The following is a 26,349-nucleotide window of genomic DNA, read 5'->3' on the forward strand; positions in this document are numbered from 1 at the left end:
CTCTTATCTACTTGTCATGTACACAACTTAAAAACACCCATAATTGAGTGTTCGAAAAAGATTCTTGTCTAATATTATAGCATGAGGCTACTTTATTTATAAAGCACTTTTCCTTGCTTTTTCACAATTTCTAATTGATTTGGTATTTTTCTTAAAAAAACTACCCCTAAAATATCAGGAGTAGTTTAAATTTTATAATTTCATTAAGATTAAGCGATCGCAACCATTTAATTTTTTATGGCCTTCTAATTCTTTTAGCTCAATTAAAAATGCACAACCTGCAACAATTCCACCCAGTTCTTCTACTAATTTTATAGTAGCTTCAATGGTTCCGCCTGTTGCAAGTAAATCATCTGTAATTAACACACGTTGACCCGGTTTGATAGCATCACTATGCATTGATAATTTATTAGTACCATATTCTAAATCATATTCCATTTCAATGGTTTCACGTGGTAATTTACCAGGTTTACGAACTGGTGCAAAACCGATTCCAAGCGCATAAGCAACTGGACAGCCAATAATAAATCCACGTGCTTCAGGTCCAACAATAATATCGATTTTTAATTCTTTGGCATATTCAACAATTTTATCTGTAGCAAATCGATAAGCCTCTCCATCATTCATTAAAGGAGTAATATCTTTAAAAACAATCCCTTTTTTCGGCCAATCATTAACAATCGCTACGTAATTCTCTAAATCTTTAATTTCCATTTTCAAGTTCCTCCGCATTCGGGTAAATTGATGTTTCCATCATTGATTTCATCCAACTATGAATTTCGTTGTAGTTAGAGTATAACAATTTTTTACGAGTAGTAATTTCTGCTACTTTTTGTTGATAAACAAGTGACTCATCCAGATTACGTTTTCCAACTACTTGATTGACGATAATCTGACCACTTTCCATTTTAGCAAATTCTAAATCAAAAAACACGTTTGACATAAAATCAATTTGTTCTTTGTTCCAACCAAATTTTTGCATTAAACGAGGGGTGTATTTTTCAATAGGAAATGGTTGGAATTTTTTTATTAAGCTATATAACTCAGCAAATGCTGTACGATCCGGGATTGCTGGGATTTGATTCCCTTCAACCGCGTCAAAATGAACAAAGATGCGCGCCGGTTTTATCTCGCGTACAATTGCTTCAATTATTTCGACGTTTGCTGGAATATCTGCAAAAACAAGTTCATCCGCTTGAATCGCTAATTTGAAATCCGTATTTTCATCGACTAAAAGGTAGTTTTGATCCTTTAGTGTTACCGTTGTTCGCTCTTTAAAACAAATATATATACGTGAATCTGTTTTTTCTTGGAGAATTCGTGACCACTCCGCCTTGTTTCGCACATCGAAAAGTTGCCAGTGTGGAATACGAACATCCATCATTCTAAGTTGCGGTTTTTTAATATTATTCCATTCATTTATAGATAACTCACCGACAACATCCACTTCTGCTGAAGGAGCAATTTTTTCTACTAAGTCCCCTACACCAAAACCAATTGCATCAAGGGTAACATCGCTTTTCTTACTACCAAGCATTGTTTTTAAATGTGTTTTATCCGCACCAATTCGCTTTGTCCCTTTTAAATGCATGCCTTCTAGTAGAAATATTGGTTTTGGATTGTCCATACCAAAGGGTGCTAGTTTTTCTAATTGCGTAATGAAAGAAACTGAAACATCAGCTAAATGGATACGCTCTTCTATTTGTAGTGCCTGACGAAAATCTTCCTCTTTAAGAAGATTTGCTTCCTCTTCTAACTTCATTTCTAGCTCACTTAAGTTTTCTACTGGCAAAGTAAGCCCAGCAGCCATCGGGTGACCACCAAAAGCAGTCATTAGCTCTCTATGATTATTAAGCGCTTGATATAAGTGAAAAGAGGCAATACTACGACCAGAACCTTTTGCAACTCCAGTAAGCGAATCTATCCCTAATACAATTGCCGGTCTTGAATAAATATTCACTAATTTAGAGGCAACAATCCCTAAAATTCCAGTATTCCAATCTTCACCACTAACTACTAAAACTTTCCCAAGATGGTCCTTTGCTTCAATGGCTTCAATCGCTAGTTTTGTAGTATCTACCACAATTTGTTTGCGTTCATTATTGGCATCATCAATTTCTTCTGCTAGAAAAAGAGCTTCTTCGGGATCTTCTGTTAACAGCAAGTCGGCTGCTGGATCAGCTGGGCCAAGCCGTCCAACTGCATTCAGTCTTGGAGCGAGTCCAAAGCCAATAGTTTCTTCTGTCGCTTCTTCTAATTTCAAACTAGCTTTTTTAGCTAAAACAGCTAAGCCGATGTTCGCTCCTTCACGCAATTGACGCAAACCTTGTTGCACAAACATTCGATTTTCATCTGTTAAGGAAACCAAGTCGGCAACCGTACCAACTGCAACTAAATCGAGCAATTCTTTAGGTTCTTCCCCAAGAAGCGCATGAGATAATTTATAAGACACCCCCACACCAGCTAGTTCGTCAAATGGATAAGCTGATTTAGGATGTTTTGGATGAATAACGGCGACTGCTTCTGGCATCACTTCTCTTGGCTCGTGATGATCCGTTACAATAACATCTAATCCAATTGCCTTAGCATGCGACATAACCTCGAGTGCGGCGATACCATTATCTACTGTAATGATTAAATCCACACCTTGATTTTTCGCCATATCAAAAGCCGCGATATTAGGACCATAACCTTCTGTAAATCGATTGGGAATATAAAAATCTACATTCGCACCTAAATGCCGCAATGTTTTCATAAGTACTGCAATACTTGTAACACCATCCGCATCGTAATCACCGTAAATAAGCATTTGTTCATTTAATTCGATTGCTTTCTTAATTCGAGCAACTGCTAAATCCATTTCAGCAAATAAGAATGGATCGTAACTTTGATATTTTTCTGGGTGGAAAAATTTATCGAATTGTCCTTGCGTTGTAATCTTTCTTTTCCAAAGTAATTTTGCAAGTGGAAGTGAAATTTTTAGTTGTTCAGCTAATTGAATAGCTTTCTCTTCTTCAGCTTCCTCGATATTCCATAAGTATTTTGAATCAATCACATTACCCCACCTCTCAACCTTCCTATTATATCGAAAATCACTCGAAAAACCAAGAGGAATCTGCAAAACAAAAAACGCCAACATTAAAAGTTGACGTTTTACTATTTATTTAGTCGTATTTGCATTTTTATCCGGTTCGCGTTTTTCTACTTGGGACGAATGAGTTTTCATTGCCTTTGCAGCTGCTAGTTGACGCTCTAATTCTGTTTTTTCTGTCGTTAATTGTTTTAATTTTTTCTTCATACTGCGTGATTTAGTAATATTTAAGAAGAAAATAATCAAACAACCACAAAGCACTGAGCCTAAAATAATTAAAATAAGTGGCCAATCTGCTTGAAGAAATAAGAAATTAACTTCTACTGGATCTACATTAATAACAGCGAATATCGCAATAATAAGTGCTAAAATAATTCCGACAATCACTTGCCATTGAATTTTGTTTTCTTTCATCTTTTTCTCCTCCTCGCCATGATTATCTTAGTATTTACCCGTTTCCATCCTAATAAAAACAGCCGAATTCCCTTCTTTGAAATTCGGCCATCTTTTTTAAATTACAGGTTGTCCATTATTACGTTGTTTTTTCTTTTTAACTGTACTAATTGGACCTTTTTTGCGTAGTTGTCTTGCTTTAAATACGTACCAAAGTTGCATCGCCATAAATATCGAGGAGAATACACTAGATACAAGCCCAACAAGTAAAGCAATCGAGAAGTTTAGTATGGATTCACTACCGAATAATACTAACGCAAGAACTGTGAAAACAACTGTTAGAATAGTATTAATCGAACGAGTGAAGGTTTGACGTAATGCCTTATTAACAGCATCGGCAATCTCTTCTTTCGTTTTGAAACGCTGCATTTTCGTACTAATATCCCGTATTCGGTCAGCGGTGACTATTGTATCATTTATCGAATAACCGATAACTGTTAGAACCGCAGCAATAAAGGTTAAATCTACCTCCAGCCTTGTTATACTGAAGAAGATAAAGATAATAAATGCATCAAATAGTAAGGATAAAATCGCAGCAATTCCCATATAAAACTCAAAGCGGATTGCAATGTAAATAACGATTAATATCGATGCAATTCCAAGCGCTAAGAAACCATTTTTTGCAAGTTCTTTTCCGACAGTTGGCGACACGGTGCTAATACTTGGTTCATGCTTATATTTGTCTTCAAAATAATTTTTAAATTTAGCTACTTCATCTTGTGATAACGTTCCTTTATAAGAAACAACGGCTGTTTTTGAACCAGAGCCTTGAAAAACAATATCATCAGATGGCATGCCAATATTATCTAGGTCTTTTTTAATTTGTGTTTCTGTTAAAGTATGGTCAGCAGTGACTTCTGCTCGAGTCCCACTGGCAAAATCAATACCCAAATTCAATCGGAACACAGAGAGTATAACGATCCCAATAATGACTATTCCAGCGAAAATAGATAAGAATAATCGGTGATGTTTAACAAAATCAAAACGATCAAAATGTGTTTTTAAGTTAAAGCTGTTAATGCCTTCATGTAAATTATGAATATCTTTACGTCTAACTGCAAAGAAAGCAGGTTTATTATTAAGCCAGTTACTTTTCACTAGTAGTCCAAGAAGGAATCTTGATCCCCATACCGCAGTCAAGAAACTCACTAAAATACTAATAATCAGCACTGTTGCAAAACCTTTAATCGAGCTTGTACCAAAATAGAATAGTACTCCGGCTACAATTAATGTTGTTAAGTTCCCATCCAAAATTGCACGGAACGCTTCTTTTCCACCAACTTCAAAGGCAGCTTTTGTCGACCTTCCAACTTTGATTTCCTCTTTTATCCGCTCGTAGGTGATTACGTTCGCGTCAACAGCCATACCTATCCCCAGAATCAATCCTGCAATCCCTGGAAGAGTTAGTGTGGCATGAAGTAAACTTAGTATTAGTAGAACTAAATAAGTGTATGCAATAAGTGTCACTGAAGCAATCACACCTGGTAAACGATATACAGCCATCATGAAAATAAAGATTGCAATAACACCAATAATACCAGCTAAAATAGTTTCTTGTAATGCATCTTGGCCGAATTGTGCACCAACAGAAGTAGAATACACTTCTTTCATTTGAACAGGAAGTGCCCCAGCATTAAGAAGATCTGCTAAATCTTTCGCTTCTTCTGTTGTAAAATTACCAGAAATCTCCACTTTATCTGTATCAAGAACACTACTTACATTTGGTGCCGATAAGTAAGCTGGATTTTCCTTTTCACGTTCGACTTTATATTTTTGTCCTTCTTTCCAATCTAGCCAAATAACTAATTGATTATCAGGTGCTTCTGCTAAAATGGTTTTGGTTACATCAGCAAATTTATCTGCACTTTTTAGTTTTAAGGTAACGATTGCATTGTTATTTGCATCAAATGCTTGTTTTGCTCCCCCTGCAACAAGGTCACTACCATTCATCATCATTTTGTCATTTGCATCTCTAAATGATAACTGGGCGGTGGTGGATAACATTTTTCTTGCTTCTGCTTGGTCAGTTACCCCTGCAAGTTGAACTCGAATACGGTTATCTCCCTCGATTTGAATACTTGGTTCCGCCACTCCTAATGAATTAACCCGTTTATCGAGTGCTGTTACAGTATCTGTTAGCGTTTGCTTAGATACAGTTCCTTCTCCATCAGCAGGTGAAACTTCATAAAGAACTTCAAAACCACCTTGAAGATCTAGACCAAGGTTAATGTTTTGCATAACCATTTTTGCGGTGCCAAATACAGCACCAAAGATAATTGCAACTACTAGAAAGAATATAATTATCTTACTCTTTTTTACCATTTTTGTTTCGTTCCTCCCTCATCTAAACCATAACAAATCCAGTCTATCAACAAATTGTTACGCTTTATGTACTCATTTGTCAGCAGACTGTTCATCTTCCATATTCGGTTGAAGCTCGCTTTCTACTGTTGAAATATGGCTATTTGATTGTTGTTCAGCTGTCTTCGTAATAAATTGCATTAATTGTCCAATTTTCATTTGCATAACGTCATTTATTCTTTCATGCAAAGCTGGGGCAGGTCTATTTTTCCATTTTTCTTCTGTTAAAAATGCCCAAATGTGGCTGGCCTTGATTTCTCGGTAGCCTAATATATGAAAATCCTCCACTTTGATTAAAATCGCTGGTTCTAAATCCTCATACCAAGCTGAAAATGAATCCGTCATCAAGTCATCCCCTTTCTTAAACAATAAGCATATTCCCATTTTATCTAAAAATCAGCTAAATGGGAAGTATAAGCTCTAAAATATGATGATTAAAAAATGCCATTTCACCGTTTAAAGGGAAATGGCATTTTTAGTTTGCTTATTATTTGTTGTCTTCAGTAACTTCAGTGTCATCAGAAGTTGTTTCTGCAACAGCTGGAGTAGAAACCGCGCTGCCTTTTTCAAGTACAGTTCTTACTGCATTACGGTCAAATGTTAATTTGCTGTTTCCGCATTTTAAAATAACTGTGCCATCTTCAATTGCTTCTACAACACCATGAAGTCCACCAATAGTGATAATTTTATCACCTTTCGCTAAACTACTTTGCATATTTTGTACTTCTTTTTGACGTTTTTGTTGAGGTCTGATTAATAGGAAATAAAACAGAACAATCATCAAAATAATTGGTATAAATGTTACAATACCGCCCATATTTTCCAACTCCTTTCGATACTTTATATATATTAGAAATTTTTTGCATCAGGACGATTAAATCCGTATTGCTCAAAAAATTCTTCCCTAAAATCAGCAAGACGATCTTCCATAATAGCGGAACGAACTTGCTTCATTAAGTTTAACAGAAAATGAAGATTATGATAAGTTGTAAGTCTAATTCCAAAAGTTTCTTCACAACGAATCAAATGTCGAATGTATGCACGGGAGTAATTCTTACAAGTATAACAATCACAATTTTCATCAATTGGACGGAAATCATGTGTAAACTTAGCATTTTTAATTACCAAGCGCCCATTGGATGTCATACAAGTACCATTACGTGCTATACGAGTAGGTAGAACACAATCAAACATGTCAATCCCACGAATCACACCATCAATTAATGAGTCAGGTGAACCTACGCCCATTAAATAACGTGGTTTATTAGCTGGCAATAGCGGTGTAGTGTGTTCCAAAACACGATTCATAACATCTTTTGGCTCACCAACCGATAACCCGCCGATTGAATATCCTGGAAAGTCTAGCGAAACCAAGTCTTTGGCACTTTGAGCTCTTAAATCTTCGTAAGCTCCACCTTGGACGATACCAAACAAACCTTGGTCTTCTGGTCTTGCATGTGCTTTTAAGCCACGTTCAGCCCAGCGAGATGTTCGCTCTACTGATTTTTTCATATATTCATGTGAAGCTGGATATGGTGGGCATTCATCAAAACTCATCATAATGTCTGACCCAAGTGCATTTTGAATTTGAATTGCTTTTTCTGGTGATAAGAAAAGTTTGTCTCCATTTAAGTGATTACGGAAATGAACGCCCTCTTCTTTGATATCACGCATTTTACTCAAACTAAACACCTGAAAACCACCTGAATCGGTTAAGATAGGTTGATCCCAGTTCATAAATTTATGTAGTCCGCCTGCTTCCCTAATTAGCTCTTCACCAGGACGTAACCATAAGTGATAGGTGTTGCTTAAAATAATTCCTGCGCCCATCGCTTTTAACTCTTCAGGCGACATTGTTTTTACCGTTGCAAGTGTTCCAACTGGCATAAACATAGGCGTATCAAATGTGCCGTGCGGTGTATGGATTTTACCGAGACGAGCACCTGTTTGTTTATCTGTTTTTATTAGTTCATAACGAATGGCAGACATGTGTTACCTCTTTCTTATTTACTCTATTCACTAGCATAACGAAAAATGCGTACGAAAACAAGCTTTTATATTATTTTTTCGCAATTTAATGAATAAACATCGCATCACCAAAACTAAAGAAGCGATATTGTTGCTCTACAGCATGGTTATAGGCTGTTAAAATTTTATTCCGATCTGATAAAGCGGATACAAGCATAATTAATGTAGACTTTGGTAAGTGAAAGTTAGTAATTAAAGCATCTACCGCCTGAAAAGTATAGCCTGGGGAGATAAAAATCTCTGTCCAACCAGATTCAGCGACTAACTTTCCGTTATGACGGCTTGCAATAGTTTCTAAAGTTCTTATTGAAGTAGTTCCAACTGCCACTACTTTCCCACCATTTTCTTTTATCGTATTAATTCGCTCTGCCGCTTCTTCTGTTAAGCGATAAAATTCGGAATGCATTTTATGATTTTCCGTATCTTCCACATCCACCGGCCGGAAAGTCCCGAGCCCAACATGGAGCGTTACAAAAATAATTTCAATGCCTTTTGCTTTAATTTTATCCAGTAAATCTTCTGTAAAATGAAGTCCTGCTGTAGGTGCCGCAGCAGAGCCATTTTCTTTTGCATAAACGGTTTGATAACGATCTTGATCCGCCAGTTGTTCTTTAATGTATGGCGGTAGTGGCATTTCTCCAAGCTGTTCTAAAACTTCATAAAATATCCCTTCATAAGAGAACTCTAAAATTCGTCCGCCATGTTCTAATTCTTCTAGACATGTGGCAGTTAATGCGCCATTTCCAAAAGTAATTGTCGCGCCTTGACGAATTCTTTTCGCTGGTTTTACTAAAGTTTCCCAAGTATTTCCTGCTTTTTGTTTAAGTAGTAGCACTTCGATATGCGCACCTGTCTCCTCTTTTATACCATGAAGTCTTGCTGGAAGGACACGAGTATCATTTAGTACTAGTGCATCTCCTTTATTCAAATAGCTTAATATATCTGTGAAATGCCGATCTTCTATTTCACCGGATACTTTATCTAACACCATTAATCGGCTTGCTGTTCGATCAAGTAATGGGGTTTGTGCAATTAATTCCTCTGGTAATTCAAAATCAAAATCTTCTACTCTCATGCTTTATACCTCTTTTTCATAACTTATTCCTAAATGTTTATAAGCAATTTCCGTCGCAATACGTCCTCTTGGCGTTCTTTGTAAAAAGCCAATTTGGAGTAAATAGGGTTCTTGCATATCTTCAATGGTTTCACGTTCTTCACCAATACTTGCTGCAATTGTATCAAGTCCAACAGGCCCACCTCGAAATGACTGAATGATTGTATGAAGTAATTTTTGGTCAATTGTATCTAATCCTCGTGGATCCACTTGAAGTAAAGTGAGTGCTTCTTTTGCTAATTTTTCTGTAACGGTTCCATTTCCTCTAACTTGTGCAAAATCTCGAACACGCTTTAATAACCGGTTGGCAATCCGTGGGGTTCCTCTTGAACGTCTGGCAATTTCTCGAGCGCCTAAATCGTCTATTTTTGTATCTAAAATATTCGCTGTTCTTAAGACTATTTCAGTTAATTGTTCTTCTGTATAAAACTCTAAATGGTCAATCACACCAAATCTATCTCGAAGTGGCGCTGATAACAAACCAGCACGAGTAGTTGCACCAATTAGTGTAAACGGAGGCAAATCAAGTCGTACTGATCGCGCTGTTGGACCAGTTCCAATGACTATATCAAGGCAATAATCTTCCATTGCCGGATATAACACTTCTTCAATTGCTCGTGATAAACGATGAATTTCATCAATAAATAAAACATCACCTGGCTCTAAACTTGTTAGAATGGTTGCGAGATCACCTGGTCGCTCAATCGCTGGTCCACTTGTTGTTTTAATTTGGCTGCCCATTTCAGAAGCAATCACCATTGCTAAAGTCGTTTTACCAAGTCCTGGTGGTCCATATAAGAGAACATGATCCAATGCTTCATTTCGGAGTGTAGCCGCTTCAATAAAAACAGTTAAATTATTTTTCACTTTGTCTTGTCCGATATATTGTGAAAGGGTTTGTGGCCGCAAACTAGTTTCAAAAGATACTTCTTCTGAATCTACCGTTTCACTTGAAATAATTCGTTCATCCATGCCACAAGCTCCTCTCTATTTTGTCATTAATCTGAGTGCTAACTTAATATATGAGTCACTCGTTAAGTTTTCTTCTTTAGCTAATTTTGGTATTACTTTTTTTAATTCTCTTGAACTATAACCAAGTGCCTCTAAAGCTAAAACAGCTTCTTCTAACGATGGTGTTAGTCCTGCAACCATATCATTTTCTGGTGCATTATAAACAATCTCATTTGTTACAACATCCGCTAATTTACCTTTTAAATCGAGGATAATTTGGCGTGCTGTTTTTTTGCCAACACTTGGGAATTTCGTTAGATAAACATCATCTTCTGACTCTATCGCAGTAATTAAAGGTACCACGTCCCCAGAAGCAATAATAGCAAGCGCGCTCTTAGGTCCAATACCAGAAACACTTAGTAATTTTTTAAATAAGTAACGTTCTTCTGTTGATTGAAAACCAAAAAGTGAAATATTATCTTCACGAACATGCTGATATAAAAATACCTGTGCCTCTGTTCCTTCAAGGCGCTGAAAGGAAAACGGATTTCCTGTAATAATTTGATAGCCAATTTGCCCAGTTTCGACAACGATATATTCTGGTGTAATTGTGGTGATAGTTCCTTTTATGTAATCGTACAATTTTTTCGTCCCCTTTTCGTTTCACGTCATACATTATATGATAGCATAAAATGGAACATCTGTACTAGTTTTTGTTAATAAAAGAAATTGGTTTTTGTTTACATAATATTATTATTGTCATCTTATAAGGATTGAATACTTTCTTTAATAACCTCGATAGAATGATTCCATGCTTTTTGTTCTTCCTTATTTAGTTTTAAGGATATTATTTCCTTCACACCATTTTGACTTAAAACTGCTGGTACGCCGATTGCTAAATTACTCTGCCCATATTCTCCATCTAAAATACAAGATACTGTGAGCGCACGCTGACTACCACTAAATATATGACGACAAATCTCCACAATTGTTCCAGCAATTCCGTATTCTGTACAACCTTTTTGATGATAAATCTCAAAGCCAGTATCACGAGCAGCTTCACCTATTTGTTTTAAATCAAGTGCATATTCTAGTTTTTCCATGCTATACTCATTCACTGGTTTTCCATAAATCGATGAATGTGACCATACTGGGAACTGAGAATCTCCGTGTTCTCCAAGAATAAACGCATCAATACTTTGAGCAGCAATGTCTAATTTCTCTGCTAATAAACGTCGTAATCTAGTCGTATCAAGCCAAACCCCAGTCCCAAGCACTCGTTCTCTTGGTAACCCTGAAAGTTTCCACACTTGATATGTAATAATATCGCAAGGATTCGTTGCAACTAAGAAAATCCCTTTAAATCCGCCTTTCATCATTTCAGGAATGATACTACTAACGATTCTAGAAGTACTTTTTAACTCATCCAATCTAGTTTGCCCTTCTTTAAGTGGACCAGCTGTTACGGTAATTACAGCAATATCAACATCCGCACAATCACTTGCCTCACGTACAGAAATATCCATTTTCCCAGGCATAAACGCCGCTGCATCCGCCAAATCTTTCCTATTTCCTTCAGCTCGATCTTTATTTAAGTCAACTAGAATTAACTCTTCTATAAATTTTTGATTAACAAAAGCATGTGCTGCTGCAGTTCCTACATTCCCCGCACCAATTATCATAACTTTACGTGATTTCATTTTTTTGTTCCTCCTACTTATTCATTTAAAACACCCCTATTCGGATTTTTTCAGAAAGGGGTGTGTTTATTTAGCGCTTAATTTATTTCAGCGTTGGTATAAACTTCTTGTACATCATCATCATCTTCTAATGCTTCCATCATTTTATCAAATTGTGTTTTGTTCGTTTCCGCAATTTCATTATATACGGTTGGAAACATAGATAGTTCTGCTGTTGCAAAAGTATATCCAGCCAGTTGTAAGGCATCTTTGACTTCTGAAAATGCTCCAGGATCAGTAAAAATTTCAAAAACATCATCATTAACTTCTACATCATCTGCACCAGCTTCAATCGCCTCAAGCATAAATTCTTCTTCATCTACAGTTAATCCCTCTCGTAAAATCACTAAGTATCCTTTACGGTCGAACATATAACTAACGCTTCCAGTCTCTCCCAAACTACCTCCGTTCTTATTAAAAGCTACACGAACGTTTGTACTTGTTCGATTTTTATTATCTGTAAGTGTATGAACTAAAACGGCAATTCCGCCTGGTGCATAACCTTCGTATGTTACTTCATCATAATTTTCTCCATTTGTATTGCCCGCAGCTTTATCAATCGCACGTTTAATATTATCATTAGGCATATTAACAGCCTTTGCTTTATCCATGACTAAACGTAGTGATGGATTCAGATTCGGGTCGGGCCCTTTTTTTGCTGCAACAAAAATTTCTCTTGCTAACTTTTGAAATACTTTGGAACGCTTAGAATCTTGCGCATTTTTACGACCTTGAATATTATTCCATTTTGAATGACCTGACATCTGTTTCACTCCTTTTAGTAAAGATAAAGTTTTTCTATTAAAATTCTAACGTAAAAGATAACTATTCGCAACAAAAAAAGTTACCACAACAAGTGTGATAACAGTTGATTTAGGTTGTTTGTAATCGGTGAACATGATACGTTCCTAATTTGTTCGCTGTTCCACCTAAAAGAGTAATTTCCTCCAAAGCATTCATAACTAGCACTTCCTTTTCATCAGAAAGCACATCAATTAAGAAAAAGTATTCGCCAAGTGAGGTTTTAAGAGGTCTTGATTCAATTTTGCTTAAATCAATATTCCGCCAAGCAAAAGTGGATAATACTTTATGTAATGCACCCGGTAAATTATTAGGTAAGATAACTGAAATAGATGTTTTTTCTTCTTCTTTTGGTAACAACAAGTTGACTGCTTTTCGACTTAAAACAAAAAATCTGGTTTGATTTAATTCTAAGTCTTGTGCATCCTCCTTCACAATTTCAAGCCCATATTCAGTGGCCGCCATACGTGGAGCAATGGCTGCAACAAGCTCGCTAGGATTGTTACTGACCCACTTTGCAGCATAAGCAGTAGAAGGCGTTACTTCTCGCTCTACCCCATACAATTCAGCCTGTAAAAAAGTATGACATTGTGCTAAGGCTTGCGGATGCGACATCACTTTTTGAACTGACTTCCAAGCTCCCGCATGCGCAGGGTGTACCATTAAATGTTGCGCAATTGGTAAAACAATTTCTGCTACTACAGGAACACTTGAAAAATGAAATAAGTAATCTAGTGTAATATTGACACTTCCCTCAATTGTATTTTCAATTGGAACAACTGCCACATCTACTTCTTCTTTTTCAATCGACATAATACAATCAGGAATTGTACTTTTTGCAATCATTTCCTCTTTTGGAAAAGCTTTCGCTGCTGCTGCATGTGTAAAAGAAGCAGCAGGACCTAAATAAGCAATTTTCATTTTCAACTCTCCTTTTTAGTGTAGCTAGGAAAAAAGCGTGCACCAAATGAATGGCGCAGCACTTTGTTTAATCCATAAATTCAAATTCATAGTCAAGCAGGCGAACAATATCGCCGTCTTTGGCACCACGTTTTCTAAGTGCTTCATCTACGCCCATCGCACGAAGTTGACGCGCAAAACGACTAATAGAAGCATCTCTTTCAAAGTTGGTCATTGTGAATAAGCGTTCAATTTTCGTTCCACTTAAGACAAATGTACCATCAGGTTCTCTTGTAATTTCAAAATCAGGTTCTTCCGCAACATACTTATAAAGAACCGTATCTTCATCTTCTTGTTCCAAAATTTCGTTAAGGGGAAATTCTGATGTTGTTTCTAATTTATCTGCAATAGCAAGCAGTAATTCGCGAAGCCCTGTTTTCGTTACAGCTGAAATCGGAAACACTGGAATATCTTCCGCTATTTTAGTTTTAAATTCTTTTAAATTTTCTTCTGCATCCGGCATATCCATTTTGTTTGCTACAATGATTTGTGGACGCTCCATTAAACGTAAATTATACTGTTCTAGTTCATTATTTATTGCCACATAGTCTTCAAATGGTACTCGTCCTTCTGAACCAGACATATCGATTACATGCACAATAACACGTGTTCTTTCAATATGGCGTAGGAATTGATGACCTAAGCCAACACCTTGACTTGCTCCTTCAATAAGTCCTGGTAAATCGGCCATAACAAAACTACGCCCATCACCAGCATCTACCATACCTAGATTAGGAACAATCGTAGTAAAATGATATGCCGCAATTTTGGGTCTTGCTGCGGATACTACTGATAATAAAGTCGATTTACCAACACTTGGGAAGCCTACTAAACCAACATCTGCTAATACTTTAAGTTCTAATTGAACATTTCTTTCTTGCCCTGGTTCACCATTTTCGGAGAGTTCAGGAGCTGGGTTTGCTGGTGTTGCAAATCGTTTGTTTCCGCGTCCGCCACGACCAGCTTTGGCAATAACTGCACGCTGACCATGCGCAACTAAATCAGCAATAATTTCTCCTGTATCTATATCTTTTACAATCGTTCCTTGTGGTACTTTCACGACTAAATCTTGTGCCCCGCGTCCATGCATACTTTTACTCATGCCATGTTCACCATGTTCTGCTTTAAAAATTCGTTTAAAGCGAAAATCTACTAATGTTCGTAAACCTTCATCTACAACAAATACAACATCTGCACCTTTACCACCGTCGCCTCCAGCAGGACCACCGTTTGGTACAAATTTCTCGCGACGGAATGCCACCATACCGTCCCCACCATTACCAGCTTTCACATAAATCTTTACCTGATCTACAAACATAATTTTATATTCTCCCGTTCCTTAAAAGTCTTATCTTTCATTATAACGAATAAACTATACATCTGTCACTATATTTATTTTTATTTTTTGAAGCATAAAAAAAGTGTGCCAAATGAACAGTCTCATTTGGCACACTTTCAACGTATTATTTAAAGGCTTGCGCTGCTTTAACTGCTTTATGCCAGCCCTCATATAAACCTTCTCGTTCTTCTTCCTTCATTTCTACTTCAAAACGATTATCCAGTTTCCAATGTTTTTTGATTTCGTTTTTATCTTTCCAAACACCTACTGCAAGTCCTGCTAAGAAAGCAGCTCCTAGTACTGTTGTTTCTTTATTTTCTGGACGCTCCACTGGAACACCTAGAATATCAGATTGGAATTGCATTAAGAAATTATTGGCAGATGCTCCACCGTCTACACGTAATGTTTTTAATTTTATACCGGAATCTTGTTCCATGGCATAAAGTACATCTCTTGTTTGATATGCAAGTGATTCTAATGTCGCACGAATAAATTGTTCCTTTTCGGTACCACGAGTTAAACCAAATACTGCACCACGAACATCTGAATCCCAGTACGGCGCACCAAGGCCAACAAATGCTGGCACAACATAAACACCATCTGTAGACTCAATACGACTAGCATAATTTTCAGAGTCACTTGATTGTCGAACCATTCGTAAGCCATCACGTAACCACTGAATTGCAGAACCGGCAACAAAAATACTACCTTCTAATGCATATTCTACTTTGCCGTCAATTCCCCAAGCAAGTGTTGTAAGTAAACCGTTTTCGGAACGTACTGCTTTTTCTCCTGTATTCATTAATAAGAAACAACCAGTTCCATAAGTATTTTTAGCCATCCCTTTTTCAAAACACCCTTGACCAAATAATGCAGCTTGTTGGTCACCAGCAATACCAGCTACCGGAACTTCCTCACCAAAGAAGTGATAAGGAACCGTATTCGCATACACTTCTGAAGATGGGCGAACTTCTGGCAACATTGCTTTCGGAATATTAAGCATTTCTAGAAGTTCATCATCCCATTCTAAATCATAAATATTATAAAGTAGTGTACGAGAAGCATTGGAATAGTCCGTAATATGAGCACGACCACCAGTTAATTTCCAAACTAACCAAGTATCAATCGTTCCAAAAAGTAATTCACCTTTTTCTGCGCGTTCTTGTGCCCCGTCCACTTTATCTAAAATCCAGCGAGCTTTTGTCCCAGCAAAATATGGATCAATTAAAAGCCCAGTTTTAGAGCGAATGGTATCTTCATAACCATCTTTACGAAGTTGTTTACAAATATCCTCTGTTTGACGAGATTGCCAAACAATGGCATTATATATTGGATTTCCGCTTTCTTTGTCCCAAATAACAGTTGTTTCACGTTGGTTTGTAATACCAATACCAGCGATTTCTTTGGATGAAATATTTGTTTTTAATAAAACACCAGCAATTACAGCTAAAATGGAGGCCCAAATTTCATTGGCACTATGTTCTACCCAACCTGGTTTAGGAAAAATCTGATCAAATTCTTCTTGTGCAACGCCAATTACTTCTCCTTCTTCATCAATAATCATCGCTCTTGAACTTGTTGTCCCTTGATCAAGTGCTAAAATATATTTCTTTTCCATGTAAAATTCCTCCTCTAGTTTTAAGTACACGAAAGCCATGAGACTCTCGTTTTTAGCTAGTAAAATGCTAGCTTATGCTAAATCTTTTTTCTTGTCGAGTTGTGCGGTTAGAATAAGGATTAAAATAAATAATACAGCGAACACCCAAAGCCACATGCCATATTCACCATTAACAATTGCATTATAACCTAAAGCACCTAACGCGCCTCCCATGATTGGTCCTAGAACTGGAACCCATGAGTATTCCCAATCAGATCCACCTTTACCTGAAATCGGCCAAACGAAATGCGCAATTCTTGGTCCAAGGTCACGTGCAGGATTGATGGCATAACCTGTTGTTCCACCTAAAGACATACCAATGGCAATAATTAAAGCACCAACAACAAGTGGATTTAAACCATCTGAGAAAGTATTTGCTCCAAGGGAAAGTAAACCAAAAACTAATACAAAAGTACCTAATGCTTCACCAAAAAAATTAGAAGTAAAATGGCGAATTGCTGGTGCTGTTGCAAATACTCCTAGTTTAGTAGGTTTGTCTTCTGTTTGTTTCCAGTGAGGATAGTAATGTAACCAAACCAGTGTTGCACCAATAAATGCCCCAATAAACTGAGCAATAATGTAAGGCAAGACATAATCCCAAGGGAATTCACCTGCTAATGCCATCCCAACTGTAACAGCTGGGTTAAGATGCCCCATACTCATATATCCTGAAACATAAACACCCATTGTAACACCTAGCCCCCAAGCAAAAGTAACAACGACCCAGCCAGCGTTCTCTGCTTTGGATTTTCTCAGCGATACGCCTGCTACAACACCTGCACCTAAGATAATTAGGATTGCTGTACCAATTAATTCCCCTAAAAATTGTGTTGCCAAACTTGTGTCAATCATCTTTTCCAACTCCTTCTTCTTGCTTATTTGTAGCACCGGAATTTCCTTTTACTAGTCCCCTTACATTCCGATTATCAATTAACTTCAACAAAAAATGACAATCAAAACTTAGGCAAACTAGTGCCTTGCATCGTTTCGATTGTCATCTCTTCTCCTGACATGTTAATTAACTTGAGTCTATTTAACCATATCAAGAAAACGCTGTCAATCAAACGACTTGTCCCATTTTTCACAATGTATGTATCTTTATCTGCCTCTTTACATTTACCCCAATTCAACAGGTTTATAACCCAATTATTAGAAAAAATTTCACAAAGAAAAGCCTACAAAAAAACCGCCACAAAGTGACGGTTTTTAATTCATATTATGCTTCTTGTACTTCAGGATAAACGCTCACTTTTTTCTTGTCGCGTCCCATACGTTCAAAACGTACAACGCCATCAGTTTTAGCGAATAAAGTATCATCGCCTCCACGTCCTACGTTAGTTCCTGGATAGATTTTAGTACCACGTTGACGGTAAAGGATAGATCCACCAGTAACAAATTGTCCGTCCGCACGTTTTGCACCTAATCGTTTTGATTCAGAGTCACGTCCGTTAGAAGTCGAACCGCCACCCTTTTTGTGCGCAAAATGTTGAATATCAAATTTTAACATGAAATTCCACCTCCTATTTGGAGTTAATTTTTATATGATCAGGATAGCTGTACGCTAATGACCTTAGTTGATTTTCCATCCCTGTAAGCAAGATTTGGACCACTTCATCGCTCACATAATCAGCAGGTACAGAATAGTAAAGGTAACCCTCTGACTCTTCTAACACAGGTTCAAAGTCCCGTACTTCCGAAATAGCATTCACCATTCCAAAAGCAATTGACGAAGCTCCTGCACAAACCAAATCACTACCATGTTCGGCAAAATCGGCATGTCCACTCATTGTAAAAGAAATTATTTGGTTTTTTTCTCGCAAAACATCGACTTGAATCATTTGTTTCGTCCTTTCAAATTAAGCATTGATAGCATCAATAGTTAATTTTGTGTAAGGTTGACGATGACCTTGTTTTTTGTGGTAGTTCTTTTTCGGTTTATATTTATAAACTGTCAATTTCTTCGCACGGCCTTGTTTTTCAACTTTAGCTGTTACAGTTGCTCCTTCCACGAATGGAACGCCAACTTTAGCGGAATCTCCGCCTACGAATAGAACTTTATCAAAAGTAACAACATCACCAACTTCACCTGCTAATTTCTCAACATAGATTTCTTGGCCTGCTTCTACTTTGATTTGTTTCCCACCTGTTTCAATAATTGCGTACATACTTGCACCTCCTCATATACTAAGACTCGCCATCACAGGGGATTTACACATGGTAAATACTTAACCCAGCTCTGTGCGGTTGTAGCTTGGTGCGCTACAAACATAACAGTAAAATGATAGCATAAAGAAGTCACTACTGTCAATTAAATATTCATTTTACTTCTCTACTCTTAGAATTTGATAAAATGGTATCCGCTCATCTGCTATTTCCCAGTTAACTGGCGCCTCATTTAAAGTATTTAAATCAAGGAAAGTATCTAACACATCTTCCGTTGTAATGACTTGTACAGTTTCCGGGTCACTTTGCATAATTCCTGTGAGTTCCCGCTCTAATTGATAAGCAAGGGTTTCTTTGGAAGCGACATGTCCTGTTCCATAACAAACTGGGCAAGGAACTGTTGTCGCCTCTAAAAAGGACTGTTGTTTCTTTCGTCTCGTAAGCTGAAGAAGCCCTGACTGCGAAAGTGCTGCCATTTGAGTTGTAGTATACTCTTCTCGTGATTGTTGTTCTATTACTTCATATAGCTCTGTATAGCCCATTTCAGACATGCCACCGATAAAGTCAACTAGAATCATTCCACTCATATTACGAAGACGAATCTGCCTAAATATTTCTGGAACAGCTTTTTGGTTAATAAGCTCCACCGTCTTTTCTTTTTCAGTAGTCCCTTTATAGCGACCAGAATTCACATCAATAACCCACATTGCTTCTGTTTTTTCAATAAATAAAGAAGAGCCATTGGAAAGATGAACAACCGGGCGGCTTAGACGATCCATTTGTTTTTTGATACCTAGGTCAGCAAATAAATCAGTACTTTTCGTTAGGTTCACTTGGTCTGGCCAGTTCGACTCAAGCACTTTTGAAAAAGCAAAATCATCTGTAGTAATTTCTTCCGGTTGATAGCGTTGAATAAATTGTTTGGCACTCGCAAAAATCCCATATGCCGCAGATAAAAGCATACCGGGTTTTTTTCGTTTTTTACTATTTTGTAGCAGTTGATTATATTGTTCCCTCGCTTCATTTAAAGCGTTCTCTAACTGTTGTTTAGTAGCTTTTTCAGCGTTTGAGCGAATAATAACAGCTTCATTTTCTTCTAACAGTGATTCCATTGTTTCTTTCAAAATCTCTTTTTCTACAATCCTTTTGGAAATGGAAACATATTCTTTTCCGTATAAATAAACTAGTAAATCTCCTGGAAAAGTTAGCTCAGCTGTTAAAAGTGGTAGCTTAGTTGCACTGCCTTCGCGAATAATTTGAACTGGTAATTTGGCACCTTGCGTTTTTTCATAAATTTCTGGAATATCTTTTAAGTGGATAAAACCTTTATTTTTATTTCCTAAATCAACAAAGGCGGCATTTATTTTTCGGTCAATTTTTTGAATAAAACCATAAAAAATATCACCTACTTGAATCTTTTCAGAAGGTCTAACAATTTCCATATCTATCAATTTTTCGTTTTCAAGAACCGCAACACGCTTTTCTGCATATGCTGCACTAACTACTACTTGTTTCATCCAATCACCTTTTTATAAAAACCCTTCATCTCAAAAGATAAAGGGTTTAATTTTTATTTACCGCCAAATAATTGCTTTAAACGAGCAAAAAATCCAGGTTTTTTCGCTTCAATGGACATTAATGGAATAGATTCACCAAGAATACGACGAGCAATATTTCGGTAACCTTGTGAAGCTCGATTATTAGGTAACATAGCAACTGGATCACCACTATTAGATGAACGAATAACCTCATCATCATCAATTATAATGCCTAACAATTCAATAGATAAATGAGTGGTAATTTCATCAATATCCATGACATCCCCATTCATCATCATTTGTGTACGAATACGATTAATAATGAGTTTTGGTGATTCAATATCCTCTTTTTCCAGCAAGCCAATAATTCTATCTGCATCACGTACAGCAGAAATTTCTGGGGTCGTAACAACAATAGCTTTATCAGCTCCAGCAACCGCATTTTTATATCCAGTTTCAATTCCTGCTGGGCAATCAATTAGAATAAAATCATATTCTGGACGTAACTGGTTAATTAAATCTACCATCTGTTCTGCCGAAACCGCATTTTTATCTGTAGTTTGTGCTGCAGGAAGTAAGAATAATAAATCATCAAACCGCTTATCTTTTATCATTGCTTGATGAATTTTACAACGCCCTTCAACTACATCTACTAAATCATATATAATTCGATTTTCAAGACCTAAAACAACATCTAAATTGCGCAGGCCGATATCCATATCAATCAAACACACTTTCTTCCCTTGAAGAGCAAGTGCCGTTCCTAAGTTAGCAGTTGAAGTCGTTTTTCCTACTCCACCTTTCCCAGAAGTAATGACTATAGCTTCTCCCATGTTTAACGCCCTCCTTGAAAATTAGAAATTTCAGGTCTAATTTTTCTTATCTTATGTATCTCATCAATGACAATTTCTCCAGAATTATCTACAAATGCTGAAAATAAATCTGTATCTTGAACTTCTTTATATTCTTCATTATCAAATCCATATACTTTATCAGCAATTCTAACTTGTGATGGATAAAGAAATTTTCCAGCTACAATCGCATTTTTATCTCCTTCAAAGCCAGCATGAATAATTCCTTTAATATTACCCAAAACAAAAACATTACCATTTGAACGAACTTGTCCACCAGGATTAATATCACCAATTAGCAGGAAATCACCAGGTACTTGAATAACTTGACCAGAGCGAATAATAGTTGCCATCGAGAAGATTTGGTCGCGCTCTTTCCATTTTTTGGCATCATCCTTAGACATTACATTACTATAAAATGCACTAATTTTCATTTGACTATTATTATGAATGATAGTTGATATTTCCATTTCTTCATCCTCTGTGAACAGACGGTTACCAATTTGTACTTGTACCTCTAACTTTTCACCAGAGTATGGGTTTTGCTTTTTATCAGCTAGTAATTGCGATAATTCTTGTTGTAACTCAAGAAAACTCGCTTTATCACTAAGGAAAATACTAATGCCATCTTTTGTGCCTTTAATTTGTACGTTCTTCTTCATATACTACTTCACCCCGCAACATTTATACTCTAGTCTTTAGTATACACTAACTCAAATTAAATGATAATAAAAAAAGACTTTTTCTGAAAAAAACAGCTTGAATCGCAAACCATGAAAAGAGCTTTCACAGTGATACTTTTTCAAGTAATAGCGGATTCAAACTGCTAATATAGTAAATCATTGCTCCGATTTAACCAGTCGACTTAAGAAAAGACGGAATGGATAAAAAACGATTAAAAAGAAGGCCAAATTAAATAAAATCGTTGTCCATAAACGCTGATCAATAAAAATCGGAATACTCATTGTTGTTGAACCAATTAAATAATAAAACGCATAAACCAGACTTTCGGTAAGAATAACATTAAAAATAGCTATTAAACCAACGAGGAAAACATTATTTTGCAATACTTTCATAAATTTATCCGTGATATACACGGTAAAAGGAAAAATAGCAAAATAAATCCCCATAATGCCAGTGTAATATATATCAAATAATATCCCCAAAATAAATGCATATACTAAAGTAGTATTACGTTTATAAAAGCAAGTCATTATCGTTAACATAACAAGTAAGAAATGCGGGATAAAAAGATGTTTATCTGTAAAAAGGCTGTTAGCAAATTGAAGACTTAAGACGCCCTCTAGTATAAAGGCGCCAACCAGAATTGCAGGGAGAGCAATATATTTCTTTAAATTCATATATTACTCTCCTCCAGTCGTGTCGGAGCTAGTTGAGTCGTCCACTGAAGTCCCTGTCTCTGCTGAGCGTTTCAAAACAGTAACATGATTTAAATCATAAATATCGGCACCTGGATTAATGTAAGCCGTTTGCGATAATCCCATTTTATCGGTTTCCACTTTGTCGATTGTACCAATAAAAATACCAGCTGGGAATTTCCCACCAAGTCCAGAAGTAACTACCTTCTGTCCTTTTTTAAATTTCATATCATATGGTAATTGTTTTAATTCAAGCAACTTAGAATCACTATCATAACCATTGATAATTCCATAAGCGTTTTCCGACCCCTGTACTTTAGCAGAAACACGATTTTTCACATCTGATGAAGTTAATAACTCAACGGTAGCTGATTTAGCACCAGTAGTCGTAACTTTACCAATAAGTCCTTTTGGTGTTATTACTGCCATATCTGGTTTCACTCCATCACTAGAACCTTTATCAATTTCTACTTGATCATTCCAATTGGTTGGGTTTCTAGAAATAACCGAAGCGCTAACTGGATCATAATCACGAATGCTTTCAGTAATATCAAGATTTTCTTTTAAGTCTTTATTCTCTTCTTTTAAGTCTGCAACTTCACTTTCAAGTTGTGCCAATTCTTCTAAACGTTCTTTCAGATGTTGATTTTCAGTGTAAGTATTTTTCAAGTCTGCAACTCCACCAAATACACCTGAGACAAATGAAGTAGGCTTAGCTACCATATTTTCACCAAATCCAACAACATCTTTCACAAATTGTTCCGGCCACGAAGCATTCTCACGATCACGTAAAGAAAAACCAACTAGCGCAACGAGAACAATAATAGATATTAACAAGATAATCAAACGTTTATTCAGAAAAAATTGTGGCATAACGACACCTCATCTCGTTAGTACTCTTTTTTCATTTTTTGGAAACTAATTCATCTTGTTAAATGACTTAAATGAGTGTGTCCATTTAGTTCATTTTTTTTCGTTTATACATATCCATATTTTCCAAAGCTTTACCAGTACCAATTGCAACACAATCCAGTGGTTCTTCTGCAATAATAACAGGCATTTTTGTTTCTTCAGAAATAACAGTATCTAAGTTACGTAACAATGCACCACCACCAGTAAGGACAATTCCTTTATCCATAATATCTGCAGAAAGCTCAGGTGGTGTATTTTCAAGTGTCCCTTTAACAGCATCAATAATTGCTGCAACAGTATCTGCTAAAGCTTCACTGATTTCTTCCGGAGTAACTTCAATTGTTTTTGGTAATCCTGTTACTAAATCACGACCACGAATGCTAAATGGCGATAAATCTAACCCTTTTGGACTAGCAGAACCGATTTCCATTTTAATAGCTTCCGCAGTACGATCACCAATTAAAAGATTATATTTTTTACGAATATAGTTAATAATAACTTCATCTAAATCGTCTCCAGCAGTTCGTACAGAGCGACTAGTTACAATTCCACCTAATGAAATTACTGCAACTTCTGTAGTTCCACCACCGATATCAACGACCATACTTCCTGTTGGCTCTCCTACTGGAAGACCAGCACCAATAGCTGCGGCAAAAGGCTCTTCAATTGTAAATGCATCTTTAGCTCCTGCTTGACGAGTGGCATCAATTACTGCACGCTTTTCAACACCAGTAATTCCAGATGGTACACATATCATAACACGTGGTTTACTAGCATTAACGCTTTTACCAGCTTTTTGTATGTAATACTTCATCATTGCCGCCGTTGTATCATAATCAGCAATAACTCCATCTTTCATAGGTCGAATTGCAACAATATTCCCCGGAGTTCTCCCAATCATATTCTTTGCATCACTACCAACTGCAACAATTTCTTGTGTATCTTTTTTCATAGCAACAACAGAAGGCTCACGAAGGACAATACCCTTTCCCTTCATATAGACAAGTGTGTTCGCAGTTCCTAAGTCAATTCCAATATCTTTATTACCAAATCCAAACATCTGTATTCTCCTTTTCCTTCGTAATATTCTACAGGATACATTAAGTTTCCTTATTCATCCATTAAATTAATGTTACCTTATCCCTTTGTGTCAATGTTTCTATCTAACACATAAACAACCATCTTATTATAACATAACTAAGACTATCAGACATTAATTTTTCATTAGAAGGAAAAAATTTTAACTTTTCTTTAAAAATCATGTAATAGTTCTGTATTTTATTGCTATAACGTGTGAAATGAAACAATATTTGTCAATACAAAGATATATTGAAACATAAACTTACTCGCTATAACTTAAAAGACATAACTATTATATAGGACAGCTTTCCGACAAATAAGCTATTCCAATAACTTCTAACTAATAACTTAATCATAGACTAAAAAAATATCTGTGAATATTTTGTGACTAGTTGTATTTTTTAGAAATAGCCTTTCTCCTTTAAACTTATATATTTATTTTTCCCAATAATAATATGGTCTAGTAGTGTGATTCCGATAATATTACCAGCTTCTACCAGTCTTTTAGTTACAAGTAAATCTTCACTTGACGGAGTTGGATCACCTGAAGGATGGTTATGAAAACACATAATAGATGCAGCAGATTTTCTTAGTGCCAATCTAAACACTTCTCTAGGGTGAACAATAGAAGCATTCAGTCCACCAACGAAAATTGTTTGTCTAAATAGCACCTGATTTTTAGTATTTAGAAACATACAGTGAAAATGTTCTTGGAAAAGAAATGCTAACTCAGGCATAACTAATTTTGCGGCATCATCTGGACATCTTATTATAATTTCTTCACGCTCGGTTACAAGACTAATCCGCTTGCCTAATTCCACTGCGGCCATAATTTTAGAAGCTTTCGCAATCCCAATTCCATTGGTTAGTTGAAATTCTTCCAACGAAGCATATTGCATTTCAGCTACATGTTTGAATTTCATTAAAATCCGATTAGCTATTGTTAACACCGACTCCGTTTTCGTACCTGTTTCAATGATAATAGCAACTAATTCTGAAGTAGATAACGCCTCTATTCCATAATTTTGCAACTTTTCTCGTGGTCTCTCGTTTCCTAAAAGTTCGCTGGTTAACATTAAATCCCCTCCTTATTTCATCAATATACTAACTATGATAAAAGATATAAATATATATGGAACGAACGGAACTTGTTTATTTTTCTTGATTTTCTTAAGAGCAACTGCAATTAATAAAATAATTGTTCCAGCTAAAATAGCCAAAAAGAATATATAGTAACCCATTTTAAAACCTAAAAATGAACTTAAAATAATAAATAATTTAATATCCCCTAATCCAATCCCTTTTCGAAAAACGAAGAAGAATAGTAAATAAAAAATAGTACTCATTAAAATAGAACGAGTTAAGACAAATAGTGGCTGCTGAAATAAAAAATATATAAACAATATAATTACACTAAACAAAATGATTATAGCGTTAGGAACATACATGTACAAAATATCTGTTATAAAGAAAAAGGCTAAAAAGTAGTAGCAAATTCCACAAATAAAAAAATAATAAGAAAAGGAGAATTCATGATATAGAACCAGTATATAAATTGGTGTAAGTACTTCCAACAAAAAATAGCTGAAAGGAATTGCGGTTTTACAGCAACTGGATACCCCTTTCAAAAACAAAAATGAATAAATTGGTATTATTTGATGAAATGGTAAGTTTTTTTTGCAATTATTACATTCAGAAAAGCGAAATAAAAAAGGTCTATTAATTGGTATACATTCCGCTGCAACTTGGATAAAAGAAATAAAAATAGCGCTATAAACAATAAGCAAGAAATAAATCATCTGCCACCTCCTAGTTGATAAGAAAAGAGTAACAGGAATGAAATATTTTTGCACATATGGAAAATGATATTTTTAAGCATTTAAAAAAAAGAAAACACCCATTTTCAATTAAAGAAAATGGATGTTTTCACCG

The 26,349-nt window shown here is 36.1% G+C and carries 27 protein-coding genes and 1 other annotated feature; all 27 genes read right to left on the reverse strand.

Annotation, left to right across the window (positions count from 1 at the left end; translation table 11 throughout):
• Positions 1-192: 192 nt before the first annotated feature.
• Complete coding sequence (locus tag HCJ45_RS02050; protein WP_187123879.1) at positions 193-714, reverse strand: adenine phosphoribosyltransferase; 522 nt, start codon at positions 712-714, stop codon at positions 193-195.
• Positions 704-3,055 carry a single-stranded-DNA-specific exonuclease RecJ gene (recJ, locus tag HCJ45_RS02055; protein WP_187123880.1) on the reverse strand — a complete coding sequence of 784 codons (2,352 nt, stop codon included), beginning with the start codon at positions 3,053-3,055 and terminating at the stop codon, positions 704-706. The genes HCJ45_RS02050 and recJ overlap by 11 nt, the downstream gene beginning before the upstream one ends.
• Positions 3,056-3,160: 105 nt before the next feature.
• Positions 3,161-3,505, reverse strand: coding sequence for a LapA family protein (locus HCJ45_RS02060; RefSeq protein ID WP_185347468.1), 345 nt, complete (start codon positions 3,503-3,505; stop codon positions 3,161-3,163).
• 96 nt (positions 3,506-3,601) lie between these two features.
• Positions 3,602-5,866, reverse strand: coding sequence for a protein translocase subunit SecDF (gene secDF, locus HCJ45_RS02065; protein ID WP_187123881.1), 2,265 nt, complete (start codon positions 5,864-5,866; stop codon positions 3,602-3,604).
• Between the two features lie 72 nt (positions 5,867-5,938).
• On the reverse strand, positions 5,939-6,250 hold the full coding sequence (locus HCJ45_RS02070) for a post-transcriptional regulator (protein ID WP_185347464.1): 312 nt from the start codon (positions 6,248-6,250) through the stop codon (positions 5,939-5,941).
• Between the two features lie 142 nt (positions 6,251-6,392).
• Entirely contained in the window at positions 6,393-6,722 is a 330-nt protein-coding gene (gene yajC, locus HCJ45_RS02075) for a preprotein translocase subunit YajC (protein ID WP_187123882.1), read from the reverse strand.
• A gap of 32 nt (positions 6,723-6,754) precedes the next feature.
• Positions 6,755-7,894, reverse strand: coding sequence for a tRNA guanosine(34) transglycosylase Tgt (gene tgt, locus HCJ45_RS02080; RefSeq protein ID WP_185347460.1), 1,140 nt, complete (start codon positions 7,892-7,894; stop codon positions 6,755-6,757).
• An 85-nt stretch (positions 7,895-7,979) separates the two neighbouring features.
• Positions 7,980-9,008 (reverse strand): tRNA preQ1(34) S-adenosylmethionine ribosyltransferase-isomerase QueA, encoded by a 1,029-nt coding sequence (gene queA, locus HCJ45_RS02085; protein WP_187123883.1) that lies wholly within the window; start codon positions 9,006-9,008, stop codon positions 7,980-7,982.
• Between the two features lie 3 nt (positions 9,009-9,011).
• Complete coding sequence (gene ruvB, locus HCJ45_RS02090) at positions 9,012-10,019, reverse strand: Holliday junction branch migration DNA helicase RuvB (protein WP_185347456.1); 1,008 nt, start codon at positions 10,017-10,019, stop codon at positions 9,012-9,014.
• A 15-nt stretch (positions 10,020-10,034) separates the two neighbouring features.
• Positions 10,035-10,640 carry a Holliday junction branch migration protein RuvA gene (gene ruvA, locus HCJ45_RS02095; RefSeq protein WP_187123884.1) on the reverse strand — a complete coding sequence of 202 codons (606 nt, stop codon included), beginning with the start codon at positions 10,638-10,640 and terminating at the stop codon, positions 10,035-10,037.
• Between the two features lie 122 nt (positions 10,641-10,762).
• Complete coding sequence (locus tag HCJ45_RS02100; protein ID WP_187123885.1) at positions 10,763-11,698, reverse strand: L-lactate dehydrogenase; 936 nt, start codon at positions 11,696-11,698, stop codon at positions 10,763-10,765.
• A gap of 77 nt (positions 11,699-11,775) precedes the next feature.
• Positions 11,776-12,501: a YebC/PmpR family DNA-binding transcriptional regulator gene (locus HCJ45_RS02105; RefSeq protein WP_185347450.1), complete on the reverse strand. Its 726-nt coding sequence runs from the start codon at positions 12,499-12,501 to the stop codon at positions 11,776-11,778.
• Positions 12,502-12,610: 109 nt separating this feature from the next.
• Complete coding sequence (gene pheA / locus HCJ45_RS02110) at positions 12,611-13,459, reverse strand: prephenate dehydratase (RefSeq protein WP_185347448.1); 849 nt, start codon at positions 13,457-13,459, stop codon at positions 12,611-12,613.
• Positions 13,460-13,526: 67 nt separating this feature from the next.
• Positions 13,527-14,816, reverse strand: a complete 1,290-nt coding sequence (gene obgE, locus HCJ45_RS02115; protein ID WP_187123886.1) for a GTPase ObgE — start codon at positions 14,814-14,816, stop codon at positions 13,527-13,529.
• A 145-nt stretch (positions 14,817-14,961) separates the two neighbouring features.
• Positions 14,962-16,455: a glycerol kinase GlpK gene (gene glpK / locus HCJ45_RS02120; RefSeq protein ID WP_185347444.1), complete on the reverse strand. Its 1,494-nt coding sequence runs from the start codon at positions 16,453-16,455 to the stop codon at positions 14,962-14,964.
• Positions 16,456-16,527: 72 nt separating this feature from the next.
• Entirely contained in the window at positions 16,528-17,346 is an 819-nt protein-coding gene (locus HCJ45_RS02125) for an MIP/aquaporin family protein (RefSeq protein WP_185347442.1), read from the reverse strand.
• 364 nt (positions 17,347-17,710) lie between these two features.
• The gene (rpmA, locus tag HCJ45_RS02130) at positions 17,711-18,001 is read right to left on the reverse strand and encodes a 50S ribosomal protein L27 (RefSeq protein WP_003726866.1); all 291 of its coding nucleotides are present in this window, start codon (positions 17,999-18,001) and stop codon (positions 17,711-17,713) included.
• A 13-nt stretch (positions 18,002-18,014) separates the two neighbouring features.
• Positions 18,015-18,332 (reverse strand): ribosomal-processing cysteine protease Prp, encoded by a 318-nt coding sequence (locus tag HCJ45_RS02135; RefSeq protein WP_185347438.1) that lies wholly within the window; start codon positions 18,330-18,332, stop codon positions 18,015-18,017.
• Between the two features lie 18 nt (positions 18,333-18,350).
• Positions 18,351-18,659 carry a 50S ribosomal protein L21 gene (gene rplU / locus HCJ45_RS02140; RefSeq protein WP_003726868.1) on the reverse strand — a complete coding sequence of 103 codons (309 nt, stop codon included), beginning with the start codon at positions 18,657-18,659 and terminating at the stop codon, positions 18,351-18,353.
• Between the two features lie 12 nt (positions 18,660-18,671).
• Positions 18,672-18,750: a sequence feature (ribosomal protein L21 leader region), on the reverse strand.
• Positions 18,751-18,815: 65 nt separating this feature from the next.
• The gene (locus HCJ45_RS02145) at positions 18,816-20,174 is read right to left on the reverse strand and encodes a ribonuclease E/G (protein WP_187123887.1); all 1,359 of its coding nucleotides are present in this window, start codon (positions 20,172-20,174) and stop codon (positions 18,816-18,818) included.
• Positions 20,175-20,227: 53 nt separating this feature from the next.
• On the reverse strand, positions 20,228-21,028 hold the full coding sequence (minD, locus tag HCJ45_RS02150) for a septum site-determining protein MinD (protein WP_187123888.1): 801 nt from the start codon (positions 21,026-21,028) through the stop codon (positions 20,228-20,230).
• Positions 21,029-21,030: 2 nt separating this feature from the next.
• Positions 21,031-21,708 carry a septum site-determining protein MinC gene (gene minC, locus HCJ45_RS02155; RefSeq protein ID WP_185347430.1) on the reverse strand — a complete coding sequence of 226 codons (678 nt, stop codon included), beginning with the start codon at positions 21,706-21,708 and terminating at the stop codon, positions 21,031-21,033.
• 177 nt (positions 21,709-21,885) lie between these two features.
• Positions 21,886-22,407: a rod shape-determining protein MreD gene (mreD, locus tag HCJ45_RS02160; protein ID WP_185347428.1), complete on the reverse strand. Its 522-nt coding sequence runs from the start codon at positions 22,405-22,407 to the stop codon at positions 21,886-21,888.
• A gap of 3 nt (positions 22,408-22,410) precedes the next feature.
• Positions 22,411-23,298, reverse strand: a complete 888-nt coding sequence (mreC, locus tag HCJ45_RS02165; RefSeq protein ID WP_185347426.1) for a rod shape-determining protein MreC — start codon at positions 23,296-23,298, stop codon at positions 22,411-22,413.
• A gap of 85 nt (positions 23,299-23,383) precedes the next feature.
• Positions 23,384-24,397 carry a rod shape-determining protein gene (locus HCJ45_RS02170; protein WP_185347424.1) on the reverse strand — a complete coding sequence of 338 codons (1,014 nt, stop codon included), beginning with the start codon at positions 24,395-24,397 and terminating at the stop codon, positions 23,384-23,386.
• A 421-nt stretch (positions 24,398-24,818) separates the two neighbouring features.
• Positions 24,819-25,493 (reverse strand): RadC family protein, encoded by a 675-nt coding sequence (gene radC / locus HCJ45_RS02175; RefSeq protein ID WP_187123889.1) that lies wholly within the window; start codon positions 25,491-25,493, stop codon positions 24,819-24,821.
• A 12-nt stretch (positions 25,494-25,505) separates the two neighbouring features.
• On the reverse strand, positions 25,506-26,216 hold the full coding sequence (locus tag HCJ45_RS02180) for a prepilin peptidase (RefSeq protein WP_187123890.1): 711 nt from the start codon (positions 26,214-26,216) through the stop codon (positions 25,506-25,508).
• Positions 26,217-26,349 lie beyond the last annotated feature (133 nt).

Source organism: Listeria immobilis (genome assembly GCF_014322845.1).
In the GTDB taxonomy this organism is placed as follows: Bacteria; Bacillota; Bacilli; order Lactobacillales; family Listeriaceae; genus Listeria; species Listeria immobilis.